Source organism: Nonomuraea recticatena, from assembly GCF_039533245.1.
GTDB lineage: Bacteria > Actinomycetota > Actinomycetes > Streptosporangiales > Streptosporangiaceae > Nonomuraea > Nonomuraea roseola.
Window position 1 is genome coordinate 393247 of record NZ_BAAATE010000001.1, and the last position, 25200, is coordinate 418446.

Genomic DNA, 25200 nt, shown 5'->3' on the forward strand with positions numbered 1-25200 from the left:
GCGTCAGGGTTTCGCGATCTCTATCTGCAGCTCGTGCACCCACTCGTCCAGGTCGGGCGGGCAGTGCAGGGACACCTCGCGGGCCAGGCCGAGCGCCTGGTAGCCGTTCTCCTCGATCCAGTGGGCGAGCGTCTGGAAGGTGGGGCCGACGCTCTCCATCGGCCCTCGGTGGATGATGGTGGCCGCGGCCTCGATGGGGGGCAGGTCCACGACGTCGAAGTCGTGGGCCTTGCCGTCGCCGATGTCGAGGTTGACGGGGAAGGTGGCGTGCACCAGCACCGTGCCGTCGTCCTCCGGCAGGTAGTAGGCGATGCCGGGCCCCTGCATCGGCACGCGCGCCGCCTCCAGCCTCTCGCAGATCTGCCGGTAGAGCGGCTGGATGACGGGGCCGATGTCCTCGGTGTCGTAGCTGGCCGCCCTGGCGCTGAGCTGGGCCACCCTGACCGGGGCGACCCTCTTCACGATGACCTCGTCGGTCCCCATGACACCCTCTCTTTCGATCGTCCTGAGCCTCGCCTCCACCCCTCGCAACCTGGTGAGGTCGGCGTTGATCCGCGCCTCCAACTGGGCGCGGCGCAGCCGTACCATGCCGTGCAGTTCCTCGGCGCTGACCTTGTCGTCGAGGATCGCGCTCACCTGGTCGAGGGTGAAGCCGAGATCCTTGAGCGCGACGACGCGGTTGAGCCTGGCCAGCTGTCCCGCCTGGTAGGAGCGGTAGCCGGTGACGGGGTCGACGTGCGCGGGGCGTAGCAGGCCGATGGCGTCGTAGTGGCGCAACATGCGCACCGACACGAGGCCCAGCCTGGCGAAGTCTCCGATGCTGAACATGACTCCCCCAGGTCTACGGCCTCACACGGTGTCAGGGTCAACGCCCCCGGCGTGAGGCGGTCAGGCGAGGACGGCGACGGCCACGAGGACCAGGGCCGCGGCGCAGGCCGCGAGGGCGTCGGGGGCCCAGGCGACGCGGACGTCACCGGGCTGCTCGCGGCGGCGCTTGGCGTTCTCGGCCCGTTCGGCGATCTGCTCGGCGACCCAGTCGGCGTGTGTCTTGCCCGCCATCGCCTCCTGCGCCGCCCGCTCTCCCTTGGAGAGCACGGGCTCGGTCTGGTAGCGCCCGCGCTGGGCTCGGGGATGGCCTCGGCGGTTCGCCCTGGCGCGTTCGCGCGCCGAGGCCTGCGGGGTCCAGGCGTGCAGGACCTTGTCACCGTGCGAGATGTTGATCGTGTGCGACACCTGCACGTCGTCGACCGACGCCCACGGCAGGAACGTGGTCCGCAGCGGGTTGCGCACCCGCAGTCCGTCGTCGGCCACCACGGTGGCGGGACGCAGCGCCGTGAGGTAGACAAGCGCGGTCAGCACGCCCAGGATCGCCCCCGCCACCAGCGACGACTTGCCGCTGTAGCGCAGGGTCAGGTCGAAGGCGTTGAACAGGACGAAGGCCACCCAGATCCAGCCGAGCACGAAGGCGGTCGACCCACGGAAGGTCTGCTTCATGCTTGCCACTTGAGCTGCGCGAACCCCGGTTTGATCACGCCGTTGATGAGCGCGAGCCGCTCGTCGAAGGGCAGGAAGGCCGACTTCATCGCGTTCACGGTGAACCACTGCAGGTCGTCCCAGCCGTAGTCGAAGGCCTCGACCAGCTTGGCGAACTCCTCCGACACGCTCGTGGAGCTCATGAGCCTGTTGTCGGTGTTGACGGTCACCCTGAAGTGCAGGCGGCGCAGCAGCCCGATCGGGTGCTCGGCGATCGAGGGCGCGGCCCCCGTCTGCAGGTTGGAGGTCGGGCACATCTCCAGCGGGATGCGCTTGTCACGGACGTAGGCCGCGAGCCTGCCGAGCTTGGCGGTGCCGTCCTCGGAGGCGGAGATGTCGTCGATGATGCGCACGCCGTGGCCGAGCCTGTCGGCGCCGCACCACTGGATGGCCTGCCAGATCGACGGCAGCCCGAACGCCTCGCCCGCGTGGATGGTGAACTGCGCGTTCTCCCTCTGGAGGTACTCGAACGCGTCGAGGTGCCTGGTGGGAGGGTAGCCCGCCTCGGCTCCCGCGATGTCGAACCCGACCACGCCGACGTCCCTGTAGCGCACGGCCAGCTCGGCGATCTCCATGGAGCGCGCCTGGTGCCGCATGGCGGTGAGCAGTGTGCCCACCTTGATGCCGGGGACCTGCCCGAACCCCTCCAGGACCGCTTCCACGACCTGGTCGAGGCTGAGGCCCGTGGTGGTGTGCTGCTCGGGGGCGTAGCGGACCTCGGCGTAGACGACGCCGTCGGCCGCCAGGTCCTCGGCGCACTCGGCGGCCACCCTGACCAGCGACTCGCGGGTCTGCATGACGCCGACGGTGTGGTCGAAGGTCTCGAGGTAGCGCACGAGCGACCCTGAGTCGGAGGCCTCTTCGAACCACTGCCTGAGGTTGTCGGGGTCGGTGGTGGGCAGCCGGTCGTAGCCCGTCTCGCGGGCCAGATCGACGATCGTCTCCGCCCGCAGACCACCGTCGAGATGGTCGTGGAGCAGCACCTTCGGCGCCCGGCGGATCTCGTCAGGGGTGGGTCGCTGGCTCATCTCGTCATCCTACCGCCACCAGCAAAAACACCGATCTTGCAAAGATTGCCAGAAAACCCCGCGAATCTCGTCGCCCCCTGGGGATCCGTCGCCTGGAGGTCGCGGGTTCCGCACCGCGATATGGGACCCCCTTGGCGATCGGGGGCCTGGCTCGCTCGGGGTTACTCGTCGGGGTCGCGGTTGGCGGTGTCGGGGGAGAACGCCGGCAGGCAGACCGCGACGTACTCGGCGCCCTCGGCGCCGACGCTGTAGCGGATCTTCTCGCCGGGCTCGGACACGAACGACTGGCCCGCCGAGACCTCGGTCGTCCCCTCGGCGTGCTCGATCACGACGCTCCCGCGCAGCACCACCGTGTACTCGGTGAACTCGGGCGTCTGCGCGGGCTCCTCCCAGCCGGGAGGCGCCGTCATGTGCGCGATGGAGACCGCCTCGTCACCGCTGTTCACGCGGCCGATGTGCTCGTCGATGACCTTGCCGCCCGGTACCGGGATCCGGGTCACTCCCTCGATCTTTCTCACCACGTGCTCAGTGTGCCACGTCGATCACGAGGCGGTGAGGAGAGGTCAGCTCGGCCACCGAGAACGGCGCGCGGTGGTCGAGCACGAGCCCGACGCCGACCACGCCTTCGAAGTCGCCGGTCTTCACCACGTTCTGTACGTTGCCGAGGCTCGCCTGGAAGATCGGGCCGCCGGTCCAGGTGGGCTTCCCCTCGTCGGTGTGGGCGTTGGCGGGCTTGAGCGTGACTTGGAGGTAGGCGCCGCCCCGCACGTCGATCGGCTCGCCCGAGCCGTCCTGGACCAGTTCGTCCACCCACCTGACGCTGTAGCTCGTGACGTCGCCGTCGAGGTCGATCACCACCCTGTCGAGCGGGCCGTGGTCGGCGAACCTGACCGTCTTGACCAGGACGGGCTCGCCCGGATCCCCCTCGACCTCGACGTCCTTGGTGCCGGTGGGCACGGGGAGCGCCGTGCCCGCCTGCCCGGGGGACGAGGAGGCGCCGCCCGGGCTGGGGCTCGTCCCGGTCACGCCGGGATGGGCCGCGCCGGTCGTGCCGGCGCCGCTGGACGACGAGCCCGCCCCGCCTGGTGCCTGGTTCGGCCCGCAGGCCACCAGGACGGCGAGGCAGCTCACGAGAGCGCCGACGCGCGAAAGCCGCATATCTCGTAGGTTCCCTGCTCGTGGAGGGCTCATGCGCCTGGCCGCCGAGCCATGCCGAACAGGCCTGTGACCGGCCGCACGCGCGAAGGCGCCGGGCCCCTCGGAAGGGAGACCGGCGCCCCGCGGCGAATCAGACCGTCTCGAGGACCTTGTCCTGGTCGCGCTCGACCGCGGGAACCCTGCGGAAGTTCAGCCCCGTGGCCGAGACCAGCAGCCCGACCACCGCCAGGATCAGCGGCACCATGATCGAGCTCTTGAGCGAGTCGATGGTGATGGCGCCGTCCGCGCCCGAGGTCAGCACCGCGGTGACCACGGCCAGCACGACGGCCCCGCCGACCTGGCCCGAGGTGTTGAGCATGCCCGAGGCCAGACCCTGCTCGTCGTCGTGGACCCCGTTGGTGGCCTGGATGTTGAGCGAGGGGAAGGACAGCGCGAACGCGATGCCCAGCAGCACCATGCCGGGCAGGACCAGCCCGCCCATGCTCGGGTTCTCGTCGATGCCGAGGAAGAAGGCGTAGCCTCCGGCCAGCGCGGCGGCGCCGATCACGATGAGCCTGGCGGTGCCGAACCTGTCGGCGAGGTCACCCATCTTGGTGGAGGTGATCGCCACCAGCAGGCCGGCGGGCAGGAAGGCGAGCGCGGTCTGCAGCGCCGACCAGTGCAGCAGGTTCTGGAAGTACTGCATGGCGGCGAACTGGAAGCCGATGTAGGAGCCCATCAGGATGACCAGTCCCAGGTTGGCCCTGACGATCGGGGCCGAGCGCAGCAGGCCGAGCCGTACGAGCGGGTGCTTGACCCTCAGCTCGGTGAAGACGAACAGGCCGAGCAGCGCGAAGGAGAGCACCAGGGAGCCGATCGTGCGCACCGACAGCCATCCGACCTCGGGCGCCTGCACGACCGTGAAGACCAGCAGCAGCATCGAGGCGGTGATGAGGACCGCGCCGACCAGGTCGTAGCCGCCTCCTGCCCGCTCCTCCTTCACCTTCGGCAGCACCTTGAGCGCGGCGACCAGCGCGATGATCGCGACGGGCACCGGCATCAGGAAGGTCCAGCGCCAGCCCAGCTCGGTCAGCAGGCCCGACAGCACCAGCCCGAGCGAGAAACCACTGGCCCCCGAGGCGGTGAAGATGCTCAGCGCCTTGTTGCGGGCGGGTCCTTCAGGGAAGGTCGTCGTGATGATCGACAAGGCGGCCGGCGCGGTGAAGGCCGCGGCCATGCCCTTCACGAAGCGGGCGGCGATCAGCAGCGCGCCGTCGTCGACGATGCCGCCGATCAGGGAGGCTGCCGCGAAGACCGCCAGCGCGGCCAGGAACACCCTGCGCCGGCCGAGAAGGTCGGCGGTCCTGCCCCCGAGTAGCAGAAGACCGCCGTACCCCAGTACGTAACCGCTGACAACCCATTGCAGAGAAGAAGGAGAAAGGCCCAGGTCCGCCTGGATGGAGGGCAGCGCGACACCGACCATCGACACGTCCAGGGCGTCAAGGAACATCACAGCTGAGAGCACGACGAGCGCGCCCCATCGAGCAGAAGTGGAGGACATGAAGACAAAGACTACATGCATCTGCATCTAATGCAACAGAATTTAATGCAGTTGCATAGGAGTTGACCGGATGGTATTCTCCGCGACATGAACGACGAGGCCGTGGTCGCTGCCTGGCACGACGTCCTGGCCAAACACGCGAAGACCCTGTGCGCCCTCGAGCGCGAGCTCGGCGACAAGTACGACCTGGGGGTCAGCGAGTTCGAGGTGCTCGACCGCATCGTCTCCAACGAGTGCAGGAAGTTCCGCGTGCAGGAGCTCGCCGACGAGGTGCACCTGAGCCAGAGCGCCCTGTCTCGCGTCGTCGCCCGCCTGGAGAAGGGCGGCCTGGTCACGCGCGGGGTGTGCGACATGGACCGCAGGGGCGTGTTCGTCTGCATCACCGACGAGGGCCGCGCCCGTCACGCCGCCGCCCTGCCGGCGCATCGCGCCGTCCTGAGCGCCGTCTTCGCGCCCGCCTGACACCTCACAGGCGTCGCGCCGTGGCCCGGGAGAACACCTGTCCGAGCGACACAGGACAGGCCCGTTCCTCCAGAATGGTCATGACACGCTGACGCGAGGAGGACGGATGGGCGAGATGCTGGGCACCGTGGAGGTTCTGCGCCGGTACCCCGTGAAGGGTCTGCTCGGCGAGGAGATCCCCGCCGTTGACGTCGCGGCGACCGGTCTCACGGGCGACAGGGGCCTCGCCCTGGTCGACGCCGAGACCGGCAAGGTCGCCAGTCCCAAGAACCCGCGCGTCTGGCGTGGCATGCTCGCCCTGTCCGCCGCCATCGACTCAGGCGGGGTCCGCGTGAGCCTGCCGGACGGCGAGAGCGTCCGAGCCGGCGATCCGCACGTGGACGAGGTGCTCTCGCGCGCCCTCGGCAGGAAGGTGACGCTCACCTCGACACCCCCCGAGAAGGCGGCGCTGGAGCGGGCGGTGCCCGAGGAGGTGCTCAGCGAGGGTGTGACGGCACGGGTGACCGTCCAGGAGAGCGTTCTGGGCGCGGGCTCGCCTCCCGGCACGTTCTTCGACTACGCGCCGCTGCACCTGGTGACCACCTCGGCCATCGCCGCCGCGGGCGTGGAGGCGGTGCGCTACCGCCCCAACCTCGTCATCCGTACGGCAGGCGAGGGCTACGTCGAGAACGGGTGGGCGGGCGCGGAGGTCGCGGTGGGCGAGGAGGTCGTGCTGCGGGTGACCGTGCCGACGCCGCGCTGCGCGGTTCCGACGCTGGAGCACGGCGCGCTGCCCCGCGACACCTCCGCCCTGCGCACGCCCGCCGCGCACAACCTGGTCGAGCCGCTGCCGGGCTACGGACCACGCCCGTGCGTCGGCGTCTACGCGGAGGTGCTGCGCCCCGGCCGGATCACGTCAGGCGATCAGGTCCGCCTCCTCGACTGACGCGGGCAGGCGCCCTGCCTCGCACGCCGACGTCCGCCTGCCGTCGGGGACGGACGGACGTCAGCGCCGCGCCGATCAGGCCGTGACGCGCTCGATCACCAGGGGCAGCAGGGCGGGGTCGCTCGCGGGGCCGACCTCGTAGGCGCCTTCCAGCGCCGCCAGAGCCCTGTCGAAGCGCGCGGTCTCGTCGGCGTGCAGCGTCATCAGCGGCTGCCCCTCCCGCACCAGGTCTCCCGGCTTGGCGTGCAGCATGACGCCCGCGCCGAACGACACCGGGTCCTCCTTGCGCGCCCTGCCGGCGCCCAGACGCCAGGCCGCGAGCCCCACGCCGTAGGCGTCCAGCCGGGTGAGCACCCCTGAGGCGGGACACGAGATGGTCATCGTCTCCGCCGCCCTGGGCAGGACGCCGTCGGGGTCGCCGCCCTGGGCGGAGATCATCCTGCGCCATGCGTCCATGGCCGAGCCGTCCTTCAACGCCTCGGCGGGATCCCTGCCCGAGACGCCGGCGGCGTCGAGCATCTCCCTCGCCAGCCGTACCGTCAGCTCCACCACGTCGGAGGGTCCGCCGCCGGCGAGCACCTCGACCGACTCGGCGACCTCGAGCGCGTTGCCCACCGCGAGGCCCAGCGGCCTGTCCATCGCCGTCAGCAGCGCGACGGTGCGCACGCCCGCGTCGGTGCCGAGCGCCACCATCGTGGTGGCCAGCTCCCTCGCGTGCGCGACGTCCTTCATGAACGCGCCCGAGCCGACCTTCACGTCGAGGACCAGCGAGCCGGTCCCCTCGGCGATCTTCTTGGACATGATCGAGGAGGCGATCAGCGGGATCGACTCGACCGTGCCCGTCACGTCGCGCAGCGCGTACAGCTTCTTGTCGGCCGGCGCGAGGCCCGAGCCCGCCGCGCAGACGACGGCGCCCGCGCTCCGCAGGACCGAGAGCATCTCCTCGTTGGACAGCGAGGCCCGCCATCCAGGGATGGACTCCAGCTTGTCCAGCGTGCCGCCGGTGTGACCGAGGCCGCGCCCCGACAGCTGGGGGACGTACGCGCCGCAGGCCGCCACCAGCGGGGCGAGCGGAAGCGTGATCTTGTCTCCGACGCCGCCCGTGGAGTGCTTGTCCGCGGTGGGCCTGTCGAGCGCCGACCAGTCCATGCGCTCGCCCGTGCGGATCATCGCCTGGGTCCAGTCGGCGATCTCGCGCCTGTCCATGCCGTTCAGCAGGATCGCCATGGCCAGCGAGGACATCTGCTCGTCGGCGACCTCCCCGCGGGTGTAGGCGCCGATCACCCAGTCGATCTGCTCGGTGCTGAGCGCGCCCTGGTCGCGCTTGGTGACGATGACCTCGATGACGTCCATGCTCAGGCCCCCCTGGACAGGTCGTCGGGACCGAAGGCGTACGGCAGGACGTCGCCCATCCGCCTGGGCCCGTCGGGCGTCTCGACCAGCAACTCCTCGCCGCCGAACTCGTAGAGCAGCTGGCGGCAGCGTCCGCACGGCATGAGCAGCTCGCCGTGGCCGTCGACGCAGGTGAAGGCGACCAGGCGCCCGCCGCCCGAGGCGTGCAGCGCCGAGACCAGGCCGCACTCCGCGCACAGGCCGAGGCCGTAGGAGGCGTTCTCGACGTTGCAGCCGGTGACGACGCGCCCGTCGTCGACCAGCGCCGCGGCGCCCACGGGGAACTTGGAGTAGGGCGCGTAGGCGTTCTGCATGGCCTGCGCGGCCTGGTCGCGAAGGGCGTCCCAGTCGATGCTCAATGCTGCTCCCCTCGGCGGTAGCGCACGCCGTCGGCCTTGGGCATCCGCAGGCGCTGCGAGGCGACCAGGAGGACCAGGAGCGTCAGGACGTACGGGGTGATGACGACGAGCTCGTTCGGCAGCTGGTCGACGGTCATCCACAGCCACATCAGGACGACCACGCCGCCAGCGGCGAAGGCCATGACGGTGTACTCCTTGGCGCCCGCGACAGCAGCGGCGGGCGTCTCGCGCCGCGACGAGAGCAGGCGCCTGATCCTGGTGCCGACATAGATGAGCAGCAGGATCGCGCCGAACAGGAAGAGGCTGGTCACGGCCGCTTTACTGCGCAGCTGCAGGCCGTCGGCGTAGCCGAACAGCGAGGCTCCCGCGGCGAGGCCGCCTGGACGCCAGTTGCCGAAGATCATGGCGGCGAGGCCGATGAAGCCACGGCCCTGAGTCTGGCCCTCGACGTACTTGGTGGTGAAGAAGACCAGGAACACGCCGCCGAGCCCGGCCAGCGCGCCGGAGATGACGGTCGCGACGTACTTGGTGAGGTAGACGTTGACGCCCAGCGACTCGGCCGCCCACGGGTTCTCGCCCGCCGAGCGCAGCCTGAGGCCGAACGCCGTCCGCCAGAGCACGAAGTAGGTCAGCGGGATCAGTGCGACGGCCACGATGACCAGGAGGCCCACGTCGTGGGTAAGGCCGCGCAGGATGCCGGCGACGTCGGAGATCAGGAACCAGTGCGTGCTCTCCAGGCTGCCGAGCCAGTCGGGCCCCGAGGAGAACAGCGGCAGGCTGACCTCCGGAGCCTTGGACGACAGCGCGGGAGAGCCGGTGATGCCCGCTCCAGCCTCGGCGGCCGGGGTGCCCTCGGCGTACAGGACCTCCGACAGGAACCTGGTGACCCCGGGCCCCAGCAGGTTGATCGCGACGCCGCTGATGATGTGGTCGACGCCGAAGCCGACGGTGGCGATGGCGTGCAGCAGCCCGCCGATCGCGCCCGCGGCCAGCCCCGCCACCAGCGCGGCCTGCCAGCCCCACTGGTAGCCGGCCCAGCCGGCGAACCAGGTGCCGAGCACCATCATGCCCTCGAGGCCGATGTTGACGACGCCGGCCCGCTCGGCCCACAACCCGCCGAGGCCGGCCAGCCCGATGGGCACGGCCAGCACCAGCGCGACCTGGAAGGTGCTGGAGGAGGTGATGTCCACCTTCCCCGTGACGACCCTGACCAGGGAGAGCACCAGGATCAGCACCGCGACGGCGATGAGCGTCAGATGATACTTCCTGACCCTGCGAGCATCCAGAACGCTCATGCGCCCACCTCTACGCGGTTGGTCGTGGCCAGCTGGCGCGCGGCACGACGTTCCTCCTGGCGCAGCGCCATCCTGCCGGTGATCTCGTTGGCGATGACCACCAGCAGCACGATCGTGCCCTGCATGATCATGATGACCGAGGGCGGCACGTCGGCGAACTGCAGCGGCCCCTGCGCTCTGTCGAGGAAGCCGAACAGCAGCGCGGCGACCGCGATGCCGACCGGCTTGTTACGGCCGAGCAGTGCCACCGCGATGCCGAGGAAGCCGAGACCCGCCGTGAAGCCCGAGCCGAAGTTGTGGGTGCGCCCTAGTATCTCGGGCAGGCCGATCAGACCGGCGATCGCGCCGGAGAGCACCATCGCGGAGATGACCATCTTCTTCGGCCTGACGCCCGAGGCGAGCGCGGCGATGGAGTTGAGGCCGCTGGCCTTGACGTCGAAGCCGAAGCGGGTGCGCTCCAGCACCACCCACAGCACGATGCCGAGCACGATGGCCACGCCGAGGAAGCCCCACAGGCCCGCGCCCCTGGGAGCGGGCAGGCCGAACATCGTGAACACGAAGTTGAAGTTGGGGAACCAGCCCGTCTCGGGGATGTCGGCCGTCTGGGTCGTCAACTGGCCCTCGGGTCGGGGTCCCTGGAACGGGCCGCGCACCAGGAAGGCGGAGAGGCTGAGCGCGATGTAGTTCAGCATGATGGTCGAGATGACCTCGTTGACGCCCCTGCCGACCTTCATGAGGGCGGGGATCAGCGCGTAGAGGCCGCCGACGGCCGCCGCCACCACGATGATGACCGCGATCTGGATCGGCGCGGGAGCGGTGAAGGTCGCGCCCACGTAGGCGGCGCAGATGGCCGCGATGCGGTACTGACCCTCGACGCCGATGTTGAAGAGGTTCATCCGGAAGCCGACGGCCACCGCGAGACCCGCGATGAACAGGGGCACCGCCCTGTTGATCACGGTGGCGATGCCGCTGACCACGGAGGTGGAGTTCGAGCCGAAGTCGAAGAACGCGCCGAAGGCGGCGACGGGATCGGCTCCCGCGGCGAGAATCGCCACGCTGGAGATCGCCAGCGCCAGCACGATGGCGACGACCGCGCCGCCCACCGTCAGCAGCAGGCGATTGAGCCCTGCGGGCATCATGACCCTTCCTCGGTGATGGCGCCTGTCATGTAGCCGCCGAGCTGCTCTGGGGTGATGTCCGCGGGATCGAGCTCGGCGACCAGACGGCCCCTGAAGATCACCTGGACCGTGTCGGAGAGACCGATCAGCTCGTCGAGGTCGGCCGAGATCAGCAGGACGGCAAGCCCTGCGGCCCTGGCCCGGCGCAGGTGGTCCCAGATGGCCGCCTGAGCGCCGACGTCCACGCCTCTGGTCGGGTGGGCGGCGATGAGGAACGACGGCTCGCCGCTCATCTCCCTGCCGACGATCAGCTTCTGCTGGTTGCCGCCCGACAGGGCCAGCGCCAGCGTCTCGACGCTCGGCGTGCGCACGTCGTAGTCCTTGACGATGCGCTCGGTGTCGGCCTTGGAGGCCTTCCTGTCGATCCAGATGCCCTTGCGGGCGGGCTTCCTGGTCTGGTGGCCGAGCACTCTGTTCTCCCAGAGCGAGGCCTCCAGGAGCAGGCCCTGACGGTGCCGGTCCTCGGGGATGTAGCCGATGCCCGCCTCGCGGCGCCTGAGCGTGGTCCACGCGCTGATGTCCTCGGCGCCGAGCGTGATCCGGCCGTGCGCCTGGCGCATGCCCATGATCGCCTCGATCAGCTCGGACTGGCCGTTGCCCTCGACTCCCGCGATGCCGACGATCTCGCCCTTGCGGATCTGGAAGGAGACGTCGTCGAGCAGGAGGCGCTTGCCGTGCAGGAACTCGCGCAGGTCGGCCCCGCGGGGCAGCGGGCGGAAGCCTTCGGCCTCCATGGTGAGCCCCTCGACGCGGAGCTCGACCGTGTCGGTGACCGTGGACTCGCGGGTCTCGGGGGTGGGCAGCTCGCTGCCCACCATCATCTCCGCGAGCTCGCGGGCGCTGCCGACCTGGCTGCGGGGTACGGTCGCGACCGTGGTGCCCCTGCGGATCACGGTGATCTCGTCGGCGATGCTGAGCACCTCGTCGAGCTTGTGGGAGATGAACAGGACCGTCAGACCCTCGGCCTTGAGCTCGCGCAGGTTCTCGAAGAGCTCGTCGACCTCCTGTGGCACGAGCACCGCGGTCGGCTCGTCGAGGATGAGGATGCGGGCGCCCCTGTAGAGGACCTTGAGGATCTCCACACGCTGACGGTCGCCGACGCCGAGATCCTCGACCAGGCGGTCGGGGTCGACGCGCAGTCCGTGGGCCTCGGCCAGCTCCCTGATGCGCCTGCGCGCGCCCGCCGCGTCGAGGAAGCCGGCGGTCGTGGGCTCCGCTCCGAGGACGATGTTCTCGAGCACGGTCAGGTTGTCGGCCAGCATGAAGTGCTGGTGGACCATGCCGATGCCGGCCGCGATCGCGTCGCTCGGCGTGCGGAAGCTGACGTCCTGGCCGTTCACCCTGATCTGGCCCTCGTCCGGCTTCTGCATGCCGTACAGGATCTTCATCAGGGTGGACTTGCCGGCGCCGTTCTCACCGCAGATGGCGTGGACGGTGCCTGCCTCGATGGTGATGCGGATGTCATGGTTGGCGACGACGCCGGGAAAGCGCTTGGTAATGCCCTCCAGCTCGACGGCGGGTTTCGCCGGGGCGAGGGTGTCCGAGCTCATACGGTCTCCTGGAGAGCCGGGATAGAGCGAAGGCCCGGGGGGAGCGCCCCCGGGCCCTCAATGTCCTCTTGGGTGTTGTCCCAGACTACGGCTTGCTCGGAACGGTGATCTCCCCGTCCACGATCTTCTTCTTGGCGGCGTCGACCTGCTCCTTGATGTCGTCGATCTCGCCACCGGTGGTGGACAGGCCCACGCCGTCGACCTTGAGGTCGTAGACGTCGTTCTTGCCGCCCTTGGCGCCGCCCTGGAAGGCCTTGATGAACTGGAACACGCCGACGTCGACGCGCTTGATCATCGAGGTCATGATGACCGCCTGGAGGTCGGCCTCCTTGACCGTCAGCCGCTGGTCGGAGTCGACGCCGATGGCCTGCTTCTTGGCCGCGGCGGCGGCCTGGAAGACACCGGTGCCGGAGTCGCCCGCGGCCTGGTAGACGATGTCCGCGCCGTCCTGGTACATCTTCTCGGCCGCGATCTTGCCCTTGTCGGGGGCCTTGAAGCCGCTGAAGTCACCGTCGGGGGTGAGGTACTTGACGTCGACCTTGGTGTCGGGCTTGGTCGCCTTGACACCGGCAGAGAAGCCCGCCTCGAACTTCTTGATCAGGTCGTTCTCGACGCCGCCGACGAAGCCGACGTGGCCGGCCTTGCTCTTCAGCGCGGCCGCGACGCCCGCCAGGTAGGAGCCCTGCTCCTCGGCGAACAGCAGACCCGTCACGTTCGGGGCGTTGGAGGCGGAGTCGACGACCGCGAACTCGATGTCCGGGTACTCCTGCGCCGCCTTCTTGATGTCCTCGCCGTAGGCGAAGCCGACACCGATGATGGGGTTGTAACCCGCCTCGGCCAGCTGACGCAGCAGCTCGCCGCGGTTGGAGCCGTCACCCGCGGGGCTGAGGTCCTTGATCTCGGCGCCGAGCTCCTTCTGAGCCTGCTCCAGACCCGCGTAGGCGGCGTCGTTGAAGGACTTGTCGCCGCGACCGCCGACGTCGAAGGCGAGTCCGACCTTCAGCCCGCTGGCCTTCGCCGGCTCGCTGGCGGCACCCGTGCTCGGAGCCGCGGAGCTGCCTGCAGACGTGTTTCCGCCACCACCACATGCCGCGGCCGCCATGAGCATGGCACCAGCGACGGTGCCGACCGCAATCCTGCCGAATCGCTTGCTGAGCAAGTCGACTCCTTCCATTTCCCCGCCGTCCAACCTTCATCGCACGCGCGAAGAAACGCACGGCAACCCTGCACGGAAGATAGTTGTTTGGCCAGGACAGACCAAACCGGCACACAGGTCCGCAACCGCTCCGTTATCGACATCAGTCGCGTCTGTGACCTGGGAGCGGCGTCGAGGTGGCCTGACCTGCAGCTTATGTGCTCGCATAACCCGCCTCAACACACCTTTACCGAAGTTTGCCCCAAGTCAAGATCTTGCCGTCAAGCCGAAGATTTCGTTGTATGGCTAGAAATTTCGTATACCACCTGGAGCGCCCCCCATGCGCATGATCGTCATCCCGCTCACCGCCGCGTTACTCGCGGCAGCGGGCGCCGGGCCCGCCTTGTCCACCACCACGGGCCCGACCCAGCCCATCTACTCCCGCGCCGATGCGATCAAGCAGACCGTCTTCGTCGAGGTCGAGGGGGTCGACAGCGACCGCGACGGCAAGAACGACAGGGTGGCCGCCGACTTCCTGCGGCCCAAGGAGACCGAGACAGGGCTCAAGGTCCCGATCATCATGGAGTCGAGCCCCTACTACGCGGGCATCGACGGCACCATCCCCAACCACAAGGTCGACGTCGACGAGAACGGCAACCCGCTCCCGGGGGTGCTCGCCGCCGAGACCAAGACCGCGGTGGAGACCTTCCCCGGCTACTACGACAACTACTTCGTGCCCCGCGGCTACGCCGTGGCCAGGGTCGAGAGCCTGGGCAGCGGCAGGTCCACCGGCTGCCCGACCGTCGGCGACGCGCAGGAGAGCGCGGGCCCGAAGGCCGTCATCGACTGGCTGAACGGCAGAGCCAAGGGCTTCGACGCGGCGGGCAACCCGGTCAGCGCCCCGTGGTCCACCGGCAGCGTCGGCATGATCGGCGTCTCCTACAACGGCACGCTTCCCAACCAGGTGGCCGCCACCGGCGTCGAAGGACTCAAGACGATCGTCCCCATCGCGGCGATCTCCTCCTGGTACGACTACTACCGCGCCAACGGCGGCGTCCTGGCGCCCGGCGGGTACCAGGGCGAGGACGTCGACGTCATGGCGAAGGCCGTCCTCACCAGAGCGGGCAAGGAGATCTGCGCTCCGGTGATGGACGAGTTCACCGCCACGCAGGACCGGATCAGCGGCGACTACAGCGACTTCTGGGCCGCCCGCGACTTCCTCCACAACGCCGACAAGGTCAAGGCGAGCGTCTTCCTCGTCCACGGCCTCAACGACTGGAACGTCAAGACCAAGCAGGCCGCCCAGTGGTGGGAGGCGCTCAGCCGTCGCGACGTCCCGCGCAAGATCTGGCTGCACCAGGGCGGGCACGCCGACCCGTTCAACGTCAGGACCGTGGAGTGGCTGCGCCAGCTGCACCTCTGGTTCGACCATTGGCTCCACGGCATCGACACGGGCATCATGAACGAGCCGCGGGCCGACGTGGAGATCGGTCCAGGACAGTGGGGCCAGCACGCCTCGTGGCCGCTGCCCGGCGCCCACCCCGTGAAGCTCTGGCTGGGCTCGTCCTCCCGCCTGGGCCTGCTGCCGAGGCCGCTCTCCTCCCGCGAGTCGTTCGTCGACCAGAAGACCCGCACGGCCGAGCAGCTGGTCGAGTCGGCCCCCTCCCCCGACCCGAACCGCCTGGCGTACCTGACCTCCGCGCTGCCGACCGACGTCCGGATCTCCGGCACGCCCAGCGTCTCCGTGCGGGCCTCGCTGAAGGACGGCGCCTCGCCGTACCTGACGGCGCTGCTGGTGGACTACGGCACCGACACCAGGGCCAACGGACGCCTGGTGAACACCGGCCAGACCTACTGCTACGGACAGGCGGTGCCGGGTGAGAGCGGCTGCACGTCGCTGTACCGGCACGGGACGGCGTCGGCGCCTTACAAGATCGTCTCGCGTGGCTGGATCGACGTGCGCAACAGGCACAAGGCCGACAACACCCAGCCGATCAAGCCGGGCAGGGCATACACCTTCCGCTGGGACTTCCAGGCGCAGGACTACGTCTTCAAGAAGGGACACAAGATCGGCCTGGTGCTGATCTCCACGGACCACGACTACACGCTGCGCTACCCGGAGGGAACCAAGGTCGAGGTCACCCCCGGCCTGTCGTCCCTGGAGCTGCCTGTCGTCTTCGGCCGCCTCTCCTGACGGCTCCCCCGCTCACGGGCGCGGCCTCGCGCTGAAGGGCTCGGACTCCCTCACGGGGGAGTCCGAGCGACCTTCCTGCCCCGGCCGTCACGCTTCCGAACCTTGTGAGCGCCCTTCCGCATGGACAAGCGTCACTTCACGAGGTCTCCCTGACTCTTCTGCCAATTCAGCATCCGTCTCGTCGACGAATGGCAGCGCTCTGAGTCGCCCGGGCATCGTCAGAAACCTCTCCAGAAGTCGCCACCGTCTAGCCGGAGCTTTGGCCGATATTCGGGCCAGGAGGGTATTCTTGGCAGATGGAAATCATTCCGATCAGCGAAGCGAAGGACCGTCTGACTGAGCTTGCCGACAGAGCCGCTCGCGAGCACGATCACTTCACACTGACCCGGAACGGGCGGCCGCACGCCGTTATCGTCTCCGTGGCGGAATGGGAGTCCTTGCAGGAGACGCTGGAGATCCTCGCCGATCCAGAAATGCGGGCTGACCTGGTCGAAGCCGCGGCCGCTGAGGCTCGAGGCGATGTGACCACCGAGGAGGAGATGTCCGCCATCATGGCGGCCCGCCTCGGCAAGGCGAGCGCGTGAGCGACCGCTACACCATCCTCCTGGACCCACCGGCCCGCCGCGCGCTCGCCTCCGGTCTCCCCGAGTCCGTGGCGGCAGCAGCCTGGGAGCTGATCACCGGCGCTCTCGCGCGGGAGCCATGGCGGGTTGGCAAACCCCTTCAAGAGCCGTACGACGGATTGCATGTCGCCAGGCGGGGGACCTATCGCATTGTTTACCGGATCGATGAGGACAAGCACACCGTGGCGATCCAGACGATCAAACACCGTCGAGACGCCTACCGCCCATAGCGGTCCGCGCGCCGCATTGCGGCTGACTCGTGGTCGCACCCGAGATACTCCTCGGCCAGGCATTCCGATCCACCCCGACGGGCGCGACGACCGGGGGTCAGGGGGACGGAAGTCTCCCTGGCAGGAGGCTTGGGGAGCTTGGCTCCCCCCATCTGAGGAGTCCGAGCCCCCGACGCGCGAAGCGCGCCGAGCGAGGCCCGTGTCGTCAGATGAGCTCGGCCAGCGGTTCGGCGACCTGGCCCGGACGGTGACCCTCCCACAGGGCCGTCAGCGCCGTGGCCGCCATGAAGCGCACGCCGTGCCCGATGGCGCTCTCGTCCACGTCGAACGTGCCCTGGTGGATGTCGTGGTCGAGGCCGCCCGGCGACCTGGTGCCCAGGCGGGCGAAGGCTCCGGGGATCGACTCCAGGTACCAGGCGAAGTCCTCCCCGCCCAGCGACTGCTGCGTGGGGACCACCGCGCCCGCGCCGAGGGCGCGCTCGGCGGCCTCGGCGAGCATCTGGACGCTCTCCTCGTCGTTGACGACCGGAGGGACGCCTCGGGAGTAGTCCATGGTGGCCTCGACGCCGTACGCGCTCGCGACCGACTCCAGCAGCGCCTTGATGAGGTCGGGCGCCGCGTGCCAGGCCGCCTCGTCCAGGCAGCGGACGGTGCCCTCGGCGATGCCGTCGTCGGGGATGGCGTTGGCGGCCGAGCCCGCCTCCACGCGCCCCCACACCAGCGACAGCGAGGAGCGGGGGTCGACCCTGCGCGAGAGCGCGGCGGGCAGTTCGGTGAGGATCTTGGCGAGGGCGAAGACGAGGTCGGCGGTCAGGTGCGGGCGGGCCGTGTGGCCGCCGGGCCCGCTGACCCTGATGGCGAGCTTGTCGCAGGCCGAGGTGATGGGGCCGGCCTTGAGCCCGACCTGGCCGACGTCGACCCTGGGGTCGCAGTGCAGGCCGAAGATGCGGTCGACGCCGCTGATGCCGCCGTGGGCCATGACCTCGAGCGCCCCGCCGGGCAACTCCTCGGCGGGCTGGAAGAGCAGGCGCACCCGGCCTGGCAGCAGGCCCTCGCGAGCCTGCCTGGCCAGGAACATCGAGGTGCCGAGCAGGATCGTGGTGTGCACGTCGTGACCGCAGGCGTGGCAGACGCCCTGCACGGTCGAGCGGTAGGGCACGTCCTTCTCGTCGGGCAGGGCGAGGGCGTCGATGTCGGCGCGCAGCGCGATCGTCGGGCCGTCGCCGCTGCCGACCTCGCAGATGAGGCCGGTGCCGCGCGGGAGCACGGAAGGGTGCAGACCGGCCGCGGTGAGGCGGTCGGCGATCTTCTGGGTCGTACGGTACTCGGCGAAGGCGAGCTCAGGATGCATGTGCAGGTCGCGGCGGAACGCCACCAGATCCTGCTCGTTCTCCGCCAGGAACGCGTCGAGTTCCCCCCGCAGCTCACGTCCCCGCATTGCTCACCGTCCCGTCACGTGCGACAACGCCGTCGCACGGCTCATTGCGCCGTCTTTCCCTGTGCGATCACGCGATTCAGCTGCCCGGTCGGGGAAGCTGCCCGGTGAAGCGAATGCCACACACCCGCGTGCACCGGTGTCAGAGATCAGCGGGGTTGGCCATAAGCCCGATGGCGATGCCATCGACTGTATCTCCCCCGCCGCCCCTCTCGCGGACAACTACACCAAAAGTTGGGCTGGGGCATGCCCGTAACCGCAGGTCGTCACGGTACGTGAGCGGTTACCTGGTCCGGAAATAGTCACAACGGATCATTAAATTGTGACCCGATGTCGCTACCCCCAAACGTTGACCCCGTTCCAAATCCTGTTACCTCCGGTCCTGGTCATCACACTGCCGCGATGCATGCAAGTGAGAAGAATGCGTGTTTCACTCACTATATGATCACTAATATCCCGTTCGGGGAGAAGCATGCACGGTTGAGCATCTTCGAGCCGAGCGAGGGGACCCTGGTGGTCGTACCCTCGCTCTCCCTGCCGCAGGATGAACTCCGCCGCATCAAGGCAGCAAGGTGCTACGAGGAGCGTCTGCTCTTCCTCCTGCTGACCCTGCGGGAGCCGGGGATCTCGGTGGTCTACCTCTCCTCCGTGCCGATCCATCAGGAGATCGTCGACTACTACTTCGGCTTCCTGCCCGACCCGGACGACGCGGCCAGGCGGCTGCACCTCATCACCGTCGACGACCCGCACAGCCAGCCCCTCACCAGGAGCGTGCTGGACCGACCCGACGTGGTCGAGCGGATACGCGGCGTCATCGGCGACGACGCGTGGCTGGTGCCGTTCGTGATGAGCGACCTGGAGGAGGAGCTCGCCGCGTCACTCAACGTCCCCATCTACGGTCCGGCCATGTCGCTGGCCTACTACGGCTCCAAGAGCGGGGCCCGCGAGATCGGCACCGAGGCCGCGGTGCCGATGGCGCGCGGATTCGGCGACCTCTACACGATGGCCCAGATCGAGGACGCGGTGCTGTCGCTGCCGGGCGAGCGCGTCATGGTCAAGCTGAACGACGGCTACTCGGGGCTGGGCAACGCGATCGTGCCCAAGCACGACTGGAGCCGCACGGAGTTCTCGGCGGGCGCCGACGAGACCTGGACCGGCTTCGCCGCCAAGCTGGCCGAGCGGGGAGGGGTGGTCGAGGAGTTCATCGAGCACCGCCCGCTCTACTACCCCAGCGCGCTGGCCAGGATCACCCCAGGCGGCCACTACGACGTCGTCGCCACCCATGACCAGGTCCTGGACGGCCCCGTCTACCAGGGCTGCACCTTCCCCGCCAGGCCGGAGTACCGCGCAGAGGTCAGCGCGTCGGCCGAGAAGATCGCTGGACTGCTCGCAGGGCGCGGCGTGGTCGGCCTGTTCGGCATGGACTTCTTCGCGATGAAGACGGACGCGGGCTACGCGGCGCTGCTGTGCGAGGTGAACCTGCGCATCGGCGGCACCACGCATCCCTTCGGGGCCGCGCTGCTCACCACGGACGCCACGTACGACCCCTCGACGGGGCTGCTGATGCGCGGGGCGCAGCCGAAGTACTACACGGCCACGGACAACTGCTCGGCGGGGTGCCTGGCCGGCCGTACGCCTGGGGAGGTGGTGAAGATGGTCGAGGGGCTTGGCCTCGGCTTCGACCCCGTGCGCAGGACCGGCAACGTCCTGCACCTGCTCGGCGCCATCCCCGAGCACGGCAAGCTGGGCTTCACCACGATCGGCGACTCCAGGGAGGAGGCCGACGAGCTGCACGGCATCACTCGCCGCGCGCTCTGCGGCGACTGAGGCCTCGCCAGCCGATCAGCGCCAGCGCCACCCCCAGCACCAGGTTGACCGCGATCAGTATGCCGTGGACCACGTAGAAGCCCGTCGAATGCCCGTCGGCGAGGTTGAACCCAAGGTTGATCCACTCGAACATCATGAACGCGCCAACGATGATCAAGAATCCGGCGATCTTTCTCGACATGCTCATCTCTCAGTTTCCGGGCGGGTAGTGACGCCTCATGCGCTATGTGACGAAGCTACGCTGAGGTCGCTATGGGGACGAAACTGGTGCCGGTCGTGGCACTTCTCGCCGCGGTCGCTCTGGCAGGGCCCGCCTTCGCCGACCCGCCCGCCGTACCGGTGTTGGGGGGTGATCAGCTGGCGAGCAAGGGCCTGGTGGCGCCAGAGGGGGTGAAGGCGCCGCCGAAGACGAAGGCGACGTCCTTCGTCGTCGCCGACGCCGAGACCGGGCAGGTGCTCGCGGCCAGGAACCCGCACGGCCGCTTCCTGCCCGCCAGCACGCTGAAGGCGCTCACCGCGCTCAGCCTCATCCCCAAGCTCGACAAGAACCTCAAGATCAAACCCAGCAGGACGGCTGTCAACCAGGAGGGCAGCGCGGTCGGGCTCTCGGTCAAGACCACCTACACGGTCGACGACCTGTTCAAGGCGCTCATGCTCAGCTCGGGCAACGACGCGGCGATGGCGCTGGCCGAGGCGAACGGCGGGCTGGGCACGACGCTCGCCGACATGAACGCCGAGGCCAAGCGGCTGCAGGCCAACGACACGGTGGCCAAGACACCGAGCGGCCTGGACAAGCCCGGGCAGAGCAGCTCGGCCTACGACCTGGCGCTCATCGCCCGAGCGGGCCTGGCCAACCCCGACTTCCGCAGGTACGTCAGCCTCAAGTCCTCGCGCTTCCCCGCGCCGAAGGGCTACTACGAGATCGGCAACCACAACAAGCTGCTGTGGCGTTACAAGGGCATGGTCGGCGTCAAGAACGGCTGGACGTCCAAGGCGCTCGGCAGCTTCGTGGGCGCGGCCACGCGCGACGGTCACACGATCATCGTGACGATCATGCGGCATGAGGGCTACTTCTGGGAGGAGGTCGAGGACCTGCTCGACTGGGGGTTCGCGGCGCGGGCCAAGGGCCGTCCCGTGGGCAGGCTCGTGGACCCGCTGCCCGTACAGCCCGCCACCGAGCAGGTGAACACCACGGCGACGCCGTCGCCCGCGGCTTCCACGCGCGGCGCGCCCGTGCTCGACGCCGCGGCCTCGTCCCAGACCGGCACCAGCCGCATGGTCGGCTCCGTGGTCGTCGGCGCGGGTTTGCTGGGCGGCCTCGGCTGGCTCCTGTACGGCGTCCGCAGGCGCAGGGCGACCAGGCGGGCGGACGCCGAGGCCGATCAGTAGCTCCCGTCGGACGGCAGCGGCGTCGGAGAGGGCGGCGGGGTGAGCCCTGAGGTGGTGGTCCACGCGGCCACGTAGAGCGTGAGCCGCGCGGAGAAGTTGATCCACAGCAGCAACCCCGCCGTCACGGCGAACGTGCCGTAGACGGGGTTGCTCAGCGTGGTCGACAGCAGCAGCGTGGCCACCTGCTTCAGCACCCCGAACCCCACGGCTCCGAGCAGCGCCCCCTTGGCCAGCGTCCTGAACGGGCGGGCGGGCCTGGCCACCCAGCCCAGCACGATGAGGAACATCACCCAGTCGGCGCCGACGCTGCCCAGCAGGCCGACCCCCGCGAGCGTGAGCTTGGCGCCCAGCGAGGTCTCGACGCCGAGGAAGGTCGCCACGGTCGTCGTGGCCTGGGTGGCGAAGCCGCCGACCAGAGCCGAGACGATCATGGTCAGGCCCAGCATGATCAGCGTGGCCAGGTCGCGCAGCTTGCCCAGGAAGAAGTTGAGCGGCGGCGTGGTCGTCATCGAGATCTCGCGCAGCGCGCCGCGCAGCGCGTCGATCGCGCCCAGCCCCGCGTACAGCAGGCCGATCAGGCCGATCACGCCCGCGCTCGTCCTCGCCTGGGCGATCTGGTCGAGATTGAGCTGGTCGACCAGGCCGGGCAGCTGCTCGGCGATGGACTTCCTGAGCGCCTCCGAGATCTCGGGGCGCTCGGTCAGGACGTAGCCGAACACCGCGAAGGCCAGCGCGATGATCGGGAAGAGCGACAGGAACGCGAAGTACGTCACGGCCCCCGCGAGCCTGTCACCGTTCTGCAGCTGGTAGCGCTGGACGGTCCTGATCACGTGATCGACCGGGTGCCAGCGCACCCTCGACCGTTCGGTCGTCCGGCGCACCCGTTCCTTGACCGCGCTGACCCGGTCGACCCATGTGCTCATGACGAAAGCTTCTACCCGATCCCGCCCGGATACGGCAGGCGGCAGGGCCCTGTCGTGGCGAATCCATCCGTCCCGCGCGCGCTCCGGCCCCGCCCGGCCTGCCGCCGCACGGCGGCTGCCTCACCCGGCGACCAGCATGCCGTCCCGCTTCAGGACCCGGCCCGCCACCAGCACCGTGTCGACCGCGCTGGTGTCCGCGTTGAGCACCACCGCCCCGATCAGGTCCTGCGCACCGGCCATCGAGGGCGAGGAGGCCCGCAGGAGCTGCAGGTCGGCCTGCTTGCCGACGCGCAGCGATCCGGTGACCTCCGCCAGACCCACCACCTCGGCCCCCTCGATCGTCGCCATCCGCAGCGCGTCGCGGGTGGTGAAGCCCAGCCCCGCCGCGTCGGCCCTGCCCCGCTCCAACGCATGGACGGCCCGCATCATCGCGAACATGTCGCCTGGACCGCTGGTCACCGCGTCGGCGCTGAGCGAGGCAGGAACGCCTGCCGCCCTCGCCCTGCCGGTGACGGGATACCCGATCGCCAGCGCCATCTCGCTGAACGGCGAGACCGACACGCTGCCGCCGCTGCCAGCGATCCGCTTGAGGTGCTCGTCGGTGTAGTGGTTGGCGTGGATGTAGGTGGTACGAGGGGCGCCGAGGAAGCCGTGCGCGTCGAGGAAGTCCAGGCCGCGCCCGGCGCTCTCGACGCCGTGACCCCCCATGTGGACGCTCACAGGGACGTCGAGCTCCCTGGCCAGCCGCCATTCGCCGGCCGCCCGCTCGAGGTCGCCGAACTCGGGGCCGAACGCGGCGACCGCCATGCTCACGAGGTCTCCGGTGAGCGCCTCCCGGATGCGGCGTCCCTCGGGCGCCATCAGGCTCTTGTCCGCTCCGCCGTGACAGAAGCCGAAGACGGCCCTGACGCCGGAGGCGGTGAGCGCGTCGACGGCGGCGTCGGTGTGCTCGGGCGTGAACTGCACGTGTGACCAGTCGAGCAGGGTCGTGATCCCGCCGTGCAGGCACTCGCGCACGCCCGCCGCGATCCCCGCGTGGACGTCGTCGGGGGTGAGGCGCGGCGCCAGCTCGCCGAGCACGTGGGCCACGTAGTCACCGAGCGTGGTGTCGGGGGCGACAGCCCTGATCGCCGCCTGCCAGGTGTGCCGGTGGCTGTCCACGAACCCCGGCAACACGATCATGCCGGTCGCGTCGATCACCTCGATCCCCTCCGCGCCCAGGTCAGGCCCGACCGCGGCGATCCTTCCCGCCGTGACGAGCACGTCGACCTCGCCGAGCACGACGGGCTGCGGCTCGGTGTCGATGACGAGGCCGTTCTTGACGATCCATGAGTTGTTGTTCATTCGAAAAGCTTAAAAAAAAGCTTTTCAGAAAGCAATATGGATGCCGGTATCCTCGGAACGTGAACCAGGACGAGGTCGATGGGCTGGTGCCCCGCTGGCGGGAGGCAGGGCTCGCGCCGTCGCTCATCGCCAGCCTGGAGCTGAGCAAGCGGATGTCCCGCGTCAACGGGCTGTTCGAGCAGGCGGTGAAGGCCGAGCTGGCCGAGCTCGGGCTGACGTACGCGGAGTTCGACGTGCTCGCGGCGCTCGCCCGTACAGGGCCGCCACACCGGCTGAAGCCGAGCGAGCTGGCCCGCGCGCTCTTCCTGACCTCGGGCGGCACGAGCAACGTGCTGCAACGCCTGGCGGCCGCAGGCTACGTCGAACGCGAGGACGACAAGGGCGACGCCCGCAGCCGCTGGGTCCAGCTCACCGCCGAGGGCCTGCGCGTGGCGCACCTGGCTCTCGAGGGCTCCAGCCGCGCCCACACCGAGGCGATGGCCGGAGTTCCCGAGTCGACCCTCCGGCACGCGGCCGACGCTCTGCGCGAACTCACCCTGGCCCTGGGCCGCCGAGTCCGCTGACCACCCAGGGACCGCGGCCCTGCCCAGGGTCCGGTGAGCGAGTCGACGGATGACGCGCCCCCTGTGGGCGGCGCGTCATCGGAGCGGCCGGAGGTGGATCAGAAGGCGCGCGGCAGGAAGCCCACGCGGTCGCGAACCTGCGCCATGGTCTCGCGGGCCACCGCGCCCGCGCGCTCGGCGCCGATGGCCAGGAGCCTGTCGAGCTCGGCCTCGTCGGCGAGCAGCTTCTCCGTGCGCTCCCTGATCGGCGTGAACGATTCGACGACGACCTCGGCGACGTCCTTCTTGAAGGTGCCGTAACCCTGGCCCTCGTAGCGCGCGACCAGCTCGGCGATCGGAGTGCCGCTCAGCGCGGACTGGATGCGCAGCAGGTTGGAGATGCCCGGCTTGTTCTCCTCGTCGAACAGCACCTCCGAGCCCGTGTCGGTGACCGCGCGCATGACCTTCTTGCGCAGCGGCCCCGGCTGCTCGAGCACGTCGAGGATGCCGGCGGGCGAGGAGGAGGACTTGGACATCTTCGCCGTCGGGTCCTGGAGGTCGGTGATCTTCTCGACCTCCTTGAGGATGTACGGCTCCGGCAGGGTGAAGGTGTCGCCGAAGCGGTGGTTGAAGCGCTGGGCGAGGTCGCGGGTGAGCTCGAGGTGCTGCTTCTGGTCACCGCCGACGGGCACGCTGTTGGCCTGGTAGAGCAGGATGTCGGCGGCCTGCAGGATCGGGTAGGTGAACAGCCCGACGCTGGCCGCGTTCTCGCCGTACTTGGCCGACTTGTCCTTGAACTGGGTCATGCGGGCGGCCTCGCCCATGCCGGACAGGCAGATCAGCACCCAGGCCAGCTCGGTGTGCTCACGCACGTGCGACTGCACGAAGACGGTGGCGCGCTCGGGGTCGAGCCCGGCGGCGAACAGCTGCGCGGCGGCCACGCGGGTGCGGCGGCGCAGGTCGGCGGGGTCGGTGGGCACGGTGATCGCGTGCAGGTCGACCACGCAGTAGAAAGCGTCGTGCGTCTCCTGCAGCGTGACCCACTGACGGACCGCACCCAGGTAGTTGCCCAGGTGGAAGGAGTCCGCGGTGGGCTGGATGCCGGAGAGTACGCGAGGTCTGGCCATAGCCCGTAATT

Annotated in this window: 25 protein-coding genes; 8 read left to right on the plus strand and 17 right to left on the minus strand. The window is 69.5% G+C overall.

Features of this window, described 5'->3' with window-relative positions; genetic code table 11:
* Positions 1-3 precede the first annotated feature (3 nt).
* From ABFX50_RS01810 to ABFX50_RS01835, 6 genes are all read right to left on the minus strand, one after another.
* Complete coding sequence (locus ABFX50_RS01810) at positions 4-828, minus strand: MerR family transcriptional regulator (protein ID WP_346142652.1); 825 nt, start codon at positions 826-828, stop codon at positions 4-6.
* A gap of 60 nt (positions 829-888) precedes the next feature.
* Positions 889-1494 (minus strand): PH domain-containing protein, encoded by a 606-nt coding sequence (locus ABFX50_RS01815; RefSeq protein WP_346142654.1) that lies wholly within the window; start codon positions 1492-1494, stop codon positions 889-891.
* Positions 1491-2561 carry an adenosine deaminase gene (locus ABFX50_RS01820; protein ID WP_346142656.1) on the minus strand — a complete coding sequence of 357 codons (1071 nt, stop codon included), beginning with the start codon at positions 2559-2561 and terminating at the stop codon, positions 1491-1493. Before ABFX50_RS01820 ends, ABFX50_RS01815 begins: the two co-directional genes overlap by 4 nt.
* 161 nt (positions 2562-2722) lie before the next feature.
* Complete coding sequence (locus ABFX50_RS01825) at positions 2723-3082, minus strand: cupin domain-containing protein (protein WP_183650439.1); 360 nt, start codon at positions 3080-3082, stop codon at positions 2723-2725.
* 4 nt (positions 3083-3086) lie between these two features.
* A complete protein-coding gene (locus ABFX50_RS01830) occupies positions 3087-3719 on the minus strand; it encodes an AMIN-like domain-containing (lipo)protein (RefSeq protein WP_346142658.1) in 633 nt (210 codons plus the stop codon).
* 130 nt (positions 3720-3849) lie between these two features.
* Positions 3850-5259, minus strand: a complete 1410-nt coding sequence (locus tag ABFX50_RS01835) for an MFS transporter (protein WP_346142660.1) — start codon at positions 5257-5259, stop codon at positions 3850-3852.
* 87 nt (positions 5260-5346) lie between these two features.
* Here ABFX50_RS01835 and ABFX50_RS01840 point away from each other — a divergent pair, with 87 nt between their 5' ends.
* Complete coding sequence (locus ABFX50_RS01840; RefSeq protein ID WP_183650445.1) at positions 5347-5721, plus strand: MarR family transcriptional regulator; 375 nt, start codon at positions 5347-5349, stop codon at positions 5719-5721.
* Positions 5722-5827: 106 nt separating this feature from the next.
* Positions 5828-6646, plus strand: a complete 819-nt coding sequence (locus ABFX50_RS01845) for an MOSC domain-containing protein (protein WP_346142662.1) — start codon at positions 5828-5830, stop codon at positions 6644-6646.
* Between the two features lie 75 nt (positions 6647-6721).
* Here ABFX50_RS01845 and ABFX50_RS01850 read toward each other — a convergent pair whose 3' ends face one another.
* The 6 genes from ABFX50_RS01850 to ABFX50_RS01875 all read right to left on the minus strand — a co-directional run bounded on the left by ABFX50_RS01850 (position 6722) and on the right by ABFX50_RS01875 (position 13579).
* Positions 6722-7999, minus strand: a complete 1278-nt coding sequence (locus ABFX50_RS01850; RefSeq protein ID WP_346142664.1) for a thymidine phosphorylase — start codon at positions 7997-7999, stop codon at positions 6722-6724.
* A gap of 2 nt (positions 8000-8001) precedes the next feature.
* Positions 8002-8397 (minus strand): cytidine deaminase, encoded by a 396-nt coding sequence (locus ABFX50_RS01855; RefSeq protein ID WP_183650449.1) that lies wholly within the window; start codon positions 8395-8397, stop codon positions 8002-8004.
* The gene (locus tag ABFX50_RS01860; RefSeq protein ID WP_346142666.1) at positions 8394-9692 is read right to left on the minus strand and encodes an ABC transporter permease; all 1299 of its coding nucleotides are present in this window, start codon (positions 9690-9692) and stop codon (positions 8394-8396) included. Before ABFX50_RS01860 ends, ABFX50_RS01855 begins: the two co-directional genes overlap by 4 nt.
* A complete protein-coding gene (locus ABFX50_RS01865; RefSeq protein WP_346142668.1) occupies positions 9689-10831 on the minus strand; it encodes an ABC transporter permease in 1143 nt (380 codons plus the stop codon). Before ABFX50_RS01865 ends, ABFX50_RS01860 begins: the two co-directional genes overlap by 4 nt.
* Positions 10828-12420, minus strand: coding sequence for an ABC transporter ATP-binding protein (locus tag ABFX50_RS01870; RefSeq protein WP_183650453.1), 1593 nt, complete (start codon positions 12418-12420; stop codon positions 10828-10830). The genes ABFX50_RS01865 and ABFX50_RS01870 overlap by 4 nt, the downstream gene beginning before the upstream one ends.
* Before the next feature lie 85 nt (positions 12421-12505).
* The gene (locus ABFX50_RS01875; RefSeq protein ID WP_346142671.1) at positions 12506-13579 is read right to left on the minus strand and encodes a BMP family lipoprotein; all 1074 of its coding nucleotides are present in this window, start codon (positions 13577-13579) and stop codon (positions 12506-12508) included.
* Positions 13580-13895: 316 nt separating this feature from the next.
* Between ABFX50_RS01875 and ABFX50_RS01880 the strand changes: the two genes are divergently transcribed.
* From ABFX50_RS01880 to ABFX50_RS01890, 3 genes are all read left to right on the plus strand, one after another.
* Positions 13896-15749 carry a Xaa-Pro dipeptidyl-peptidase gene (locus ABFX50_RS01880; protein ID WP_346142673.1) on the plus strand — a complete coding sequence of 618 codons (1854 nt, stop codon included), beginning with the start codon at positions 13896-13898 and terminating at the stop codon, positions 15747-15749.
* 296 nt (positions 15750-16045) lie between these two features.
* The gene (locus tag ABFX50_RS01885) at positions 16046-16333 is read left to right on the plus strand and encodes a type II toxin-antitoxin system Phd/YefM family antitoxin (protein ID WP_192779756.1); all 288 of its coding nucleotides are present in this window, start codon (positions 16046-16048) and stop codon (positions 16331-16333) included.
* Positions 16330-16602, plus strand: a complete 273-nt coding sequence (locus tag ABFX50_RS01890; RefSeq protein ID WP_346142675.1) for a type II toxin-antitoxin system RelE family toxin — start codon at positions 16330-16332, stop codon at positions 16600-16602. The genes ABFX50_RS01885 and ABFX50_RS01890 overlap by 4 nt, the downstream gene beginning before the upstream one ends.
* 205 nt (positions 16603-16807) lie before the next feature.
* Here the strand turns inward: ABFX50_RS01890 and ABFX50_RS01895 are convergent, their stop codons facing one another.
* Positions 16808-18040, minus strand: coding sequence for a M20 family metallopeptidase (locus ABFX50_RS01895; protein WP_346142677.1), 1233 nt, complete (start codon positions 18038-18040; stop codon positions 16808-16810).
* A gap of 438 nt (positions 18041-18478) precedes the next feature.
* Here ABFX50_RS01895 and ABFX50_RS01900 point away from each other — a divergent pair, with 438 nt between their 5' ends.
* Positions 18479-19864 (plus strand): peptide ligase PGM1-related protein, encoded by a 1386-nt coding sequence (locus ABFX50_RS01900; RefSeq protein ID WP_346142678.1) that lies wholly within the window; start codon positions 18479-18481, stop codon positions 19862-19864.
* On the opposite strand, the gene ABFX50_RS01905 is transcribed toward ABFX50_RS01900, so the two are convergent.
* A complete protein-coding gene (locus ABFX50_RS01905; RefSeq protein ID WP_246452027.1) occupies positions 19836-20045 on the minus strand; it encodes an SCO4848 family membrane protein in 210 nt (69 codons plus the stop codon). The two genes, ABFX50_RS01900 and ABFX50_RS01905, sit on opposite strands and share 29 nt — an antisense overlap.
* Positions 20046-20116: 71 nt before the next feature.
* Here ABFX50_RS01905 and ABFX50_RS01910 point away from each other — a divergent pair, with 71 nt between their 5' ends.
* The gene (locus tag ABFX50_RS01910) at positions 20117-21253 is read left to right on the plus strand and encodes a D-alanyl-D-alanine carboxypeptidase family protein (protein ID WP_183650469.1); all 1137 of its coding nucleotides are present in this window, start codon (positions 20117-20119) and stop codon (positions 21251-21253) included.
* Here the strand turns inward: ABFX50_RS01910 and ABFX50_RS01915 are convergent.
* Together ABFX50_RS01915 and ABFX50_RS01920 are read right to left on the minus strand one after the other, a co-directional pair.
* A complete protein-coding gene (locus ABFX50_RS01915) occupies positions 21247-22176 on the minus strand; it encodes a YihY/virulence factor BrkB family protein (protein WP_346142680.1) in 930 nt (309 codons plus the stop codon). The two genes, ABFX50_RS01910 and ABFX50_RS01915, sit on opposite strands and share 7 nt — an antisense overlap.
* A 120-nt stretch (positions 22177-22296) precedes the next feature.
* The gene (locus tag ABFX50_RS01920) at positions 22297-23520 is read right to left on the minus strand and encodes an amidohydrolase family protein (RefSeq protein WP_346142682.1); all 1224 of its coding nucleotides are present in this window, start codon (positions 23518-23520) and stop codon (positions 22297-22299) included.
* 59 nt (positions 23521-23579) lie between these two features.
* Between ABFX50_RS01920 and ABFX50_RS01925 the strand changes: the two genes are divergently transcribed.
* Positions 23580-24083: a MarR family transcriptional regulator gene (locus ABFX50_RS01925; protein WP_221241182.1), complete on the plus strand. Its 504-nt coding sequence runs from the start codon at positions 23580-23582 to the stop codon at positions 24081-24083.
* A gap of 98 nt (positions 24084-24181) precedes the next feature.
* Here the strand turns inward: ABFX50_RS01925 and trpS are convergent, their stop codons facing one another.
* The gene (trpS, locus tag ABFX50_RS01930) at positions 24182-25189 is read right to left on the minus strand and encodes a tryptophan--tRNA ligase (RefSeq protein WP_183650478.1); all 1008 of its coding nucleotides are present in this window, start codon (positions 25187-25189) and stop codon (positions 24182-24184) included.
* Positions 25190-25200 lie beyond the last annotated feature (11 nt).

Excerpts from the sequence above, each read along its gene's own strand:
- ABFX50_RS01815 (WP_346142654.1), bottom strand. The coding sequence starts at position 1,494 with ATGAAGCAGACCTTCCGTGGGTCGACCGCCTTCGTGCTCGGCTGGATC.
- ABFX50_RS01820 (WP_346142656.1), bottom strand. The coding sequence starts at position 2,561 with ATGAGCCAGCGACCCACCCCTGACGAGATCCGCCGGGCGCCGAAGGTG.
- ABFX50_RS01835 (WP_346142660.1), bottom strand. The coding sequence starts at position 5,259 with ATGTCCTCCACTTCTGCTCGATGGGGCGCGCTCGTCGTGCTCTCAGCT.
- ABFX50_RS01915 (WP_346142680.1), bottom strand. The coding sequence starts at position 22,176 with ATGAGCACATGGGTCGACCGGGTCAGCGCGGTCAAGGAACGGGTGCGC.
- ABFX50_RS01885 (WP_192779756.1), top strand. The coding sequence starts at position 16,046 with ATGGAAATCATTCCGATCAGCGAAGCGAAGGACCGTCTGACTGAGCTT.
- ABFX50_RS01895 (WP_346142677.1), bottom strand. The coding sequence starts at position 18,040 with ATGCGGGGACGTGAGCTGCGGGGGGAACTCGACGCGTTCCTGGCGGAG.
- ABFX50_RS01850 (WP_346142664.1), bottom strand. The coding sequence starts at position 7,999 with ATGGACGTCATCGAGGTCATCGTCACCAAGCGCGACCAGGGCGCGCTC.
- ABFX50_RS01920 (WP_346142682.1), bottom strand. The coding sequence starts at position 23,520 with ATGAACAACAACTCATGGATCGTCAAGAACGGCCTCGTCATCGACACC.
- ABFX50_RS01865 (WP_346142668.1), bottom strand. The coding sequence starts at position 10,831 with ATGATGCCCGCAGGGCTCAATCGCCTGCTGCTGACGGTGGGCGGCGCG.
- ABFX50_RS01880 (WP_346142673.1), top strand. The coding sequence starts at position 13,896 with ATGCGCATGATCGTCATCCCGCTCACCGCCGCGTTACTCGCGGCAGCG.
- ABFX50_RS01840 (WP_183650445.1), top strand. The coding sequence starts at position 5,347 with ATGAACGACGAGGCCGTGGTCGCTGCCTGGCACGACGTCCTGGCCAAA.
- ABFX50_RS01870 (WP_183650453.1), bottom strand. The coding sequence starts at position 12,420 with ATGAGCTCGGACACCCTCGCCCCGGCGAAACCCGCCGTCGAGCTGGAG.
- ABFX50_RS01910 (WP_183650469.1), top strand. The coding sequence starts at position 20,117 with ATGGGGACGAAACTGGTGCCGGTCGTGGCACTTCTCGCCGCGGTCGCT.
- ABFX50_RS01845 (WP_346142662.1), top strand. The coding sequence starts at position 5,828 with ATGGGCGAGATGCTGGGCACCGTGGAGGTTCTGCGCCGGTACCCCGTG.
- trpS (WP_183650478.1), bottom strand. The coding sequence starts at position 25,189 with ATGGCCAGACCTCGCGTACTCTCCGGCATCCAGCCCACCGCGGACTCC.
- ABFX50_RS01830 (WP_346142658.1), bottom strand. The coding sequence starts at position 3,719 with ATGCGGCTTTCGCGCGTCGGCGCTCTCGTGAGCTGCCTCGCCGTCCTG.
- ABFX50_RS01900 (WP_346142678.1), top strand. The coding sequence starts at position 18,479 with ATGATCACTAATATCCCGTTCGGGGAGAAGCATGCACGGTTGAGCATC.
- ABFX50_RS01905 (WP_246452027.1), bottom strand. The coding sequence starts at position 20,045 with ATGTCGAGAAAGATCGCCGGATTCTTGATCATCGTTGGCGCGTTCATG.
- ABFX50_RS01860 (WP_346142666.1), bottom strand. The coding sequence starts at position 9,692 with ATGAGCGTTCTGGATGCTCGCAGGGTCAGGAAGTATCATCTGACGCTC.
- ABFX50_RS01810 (WP_346142652.1), bottom strand. The coding sequence starts at position 828 with ATGTTCAGCATCGGAGACTTCGCCAGGCTGGGCCTCGTGTCGGTGCGC.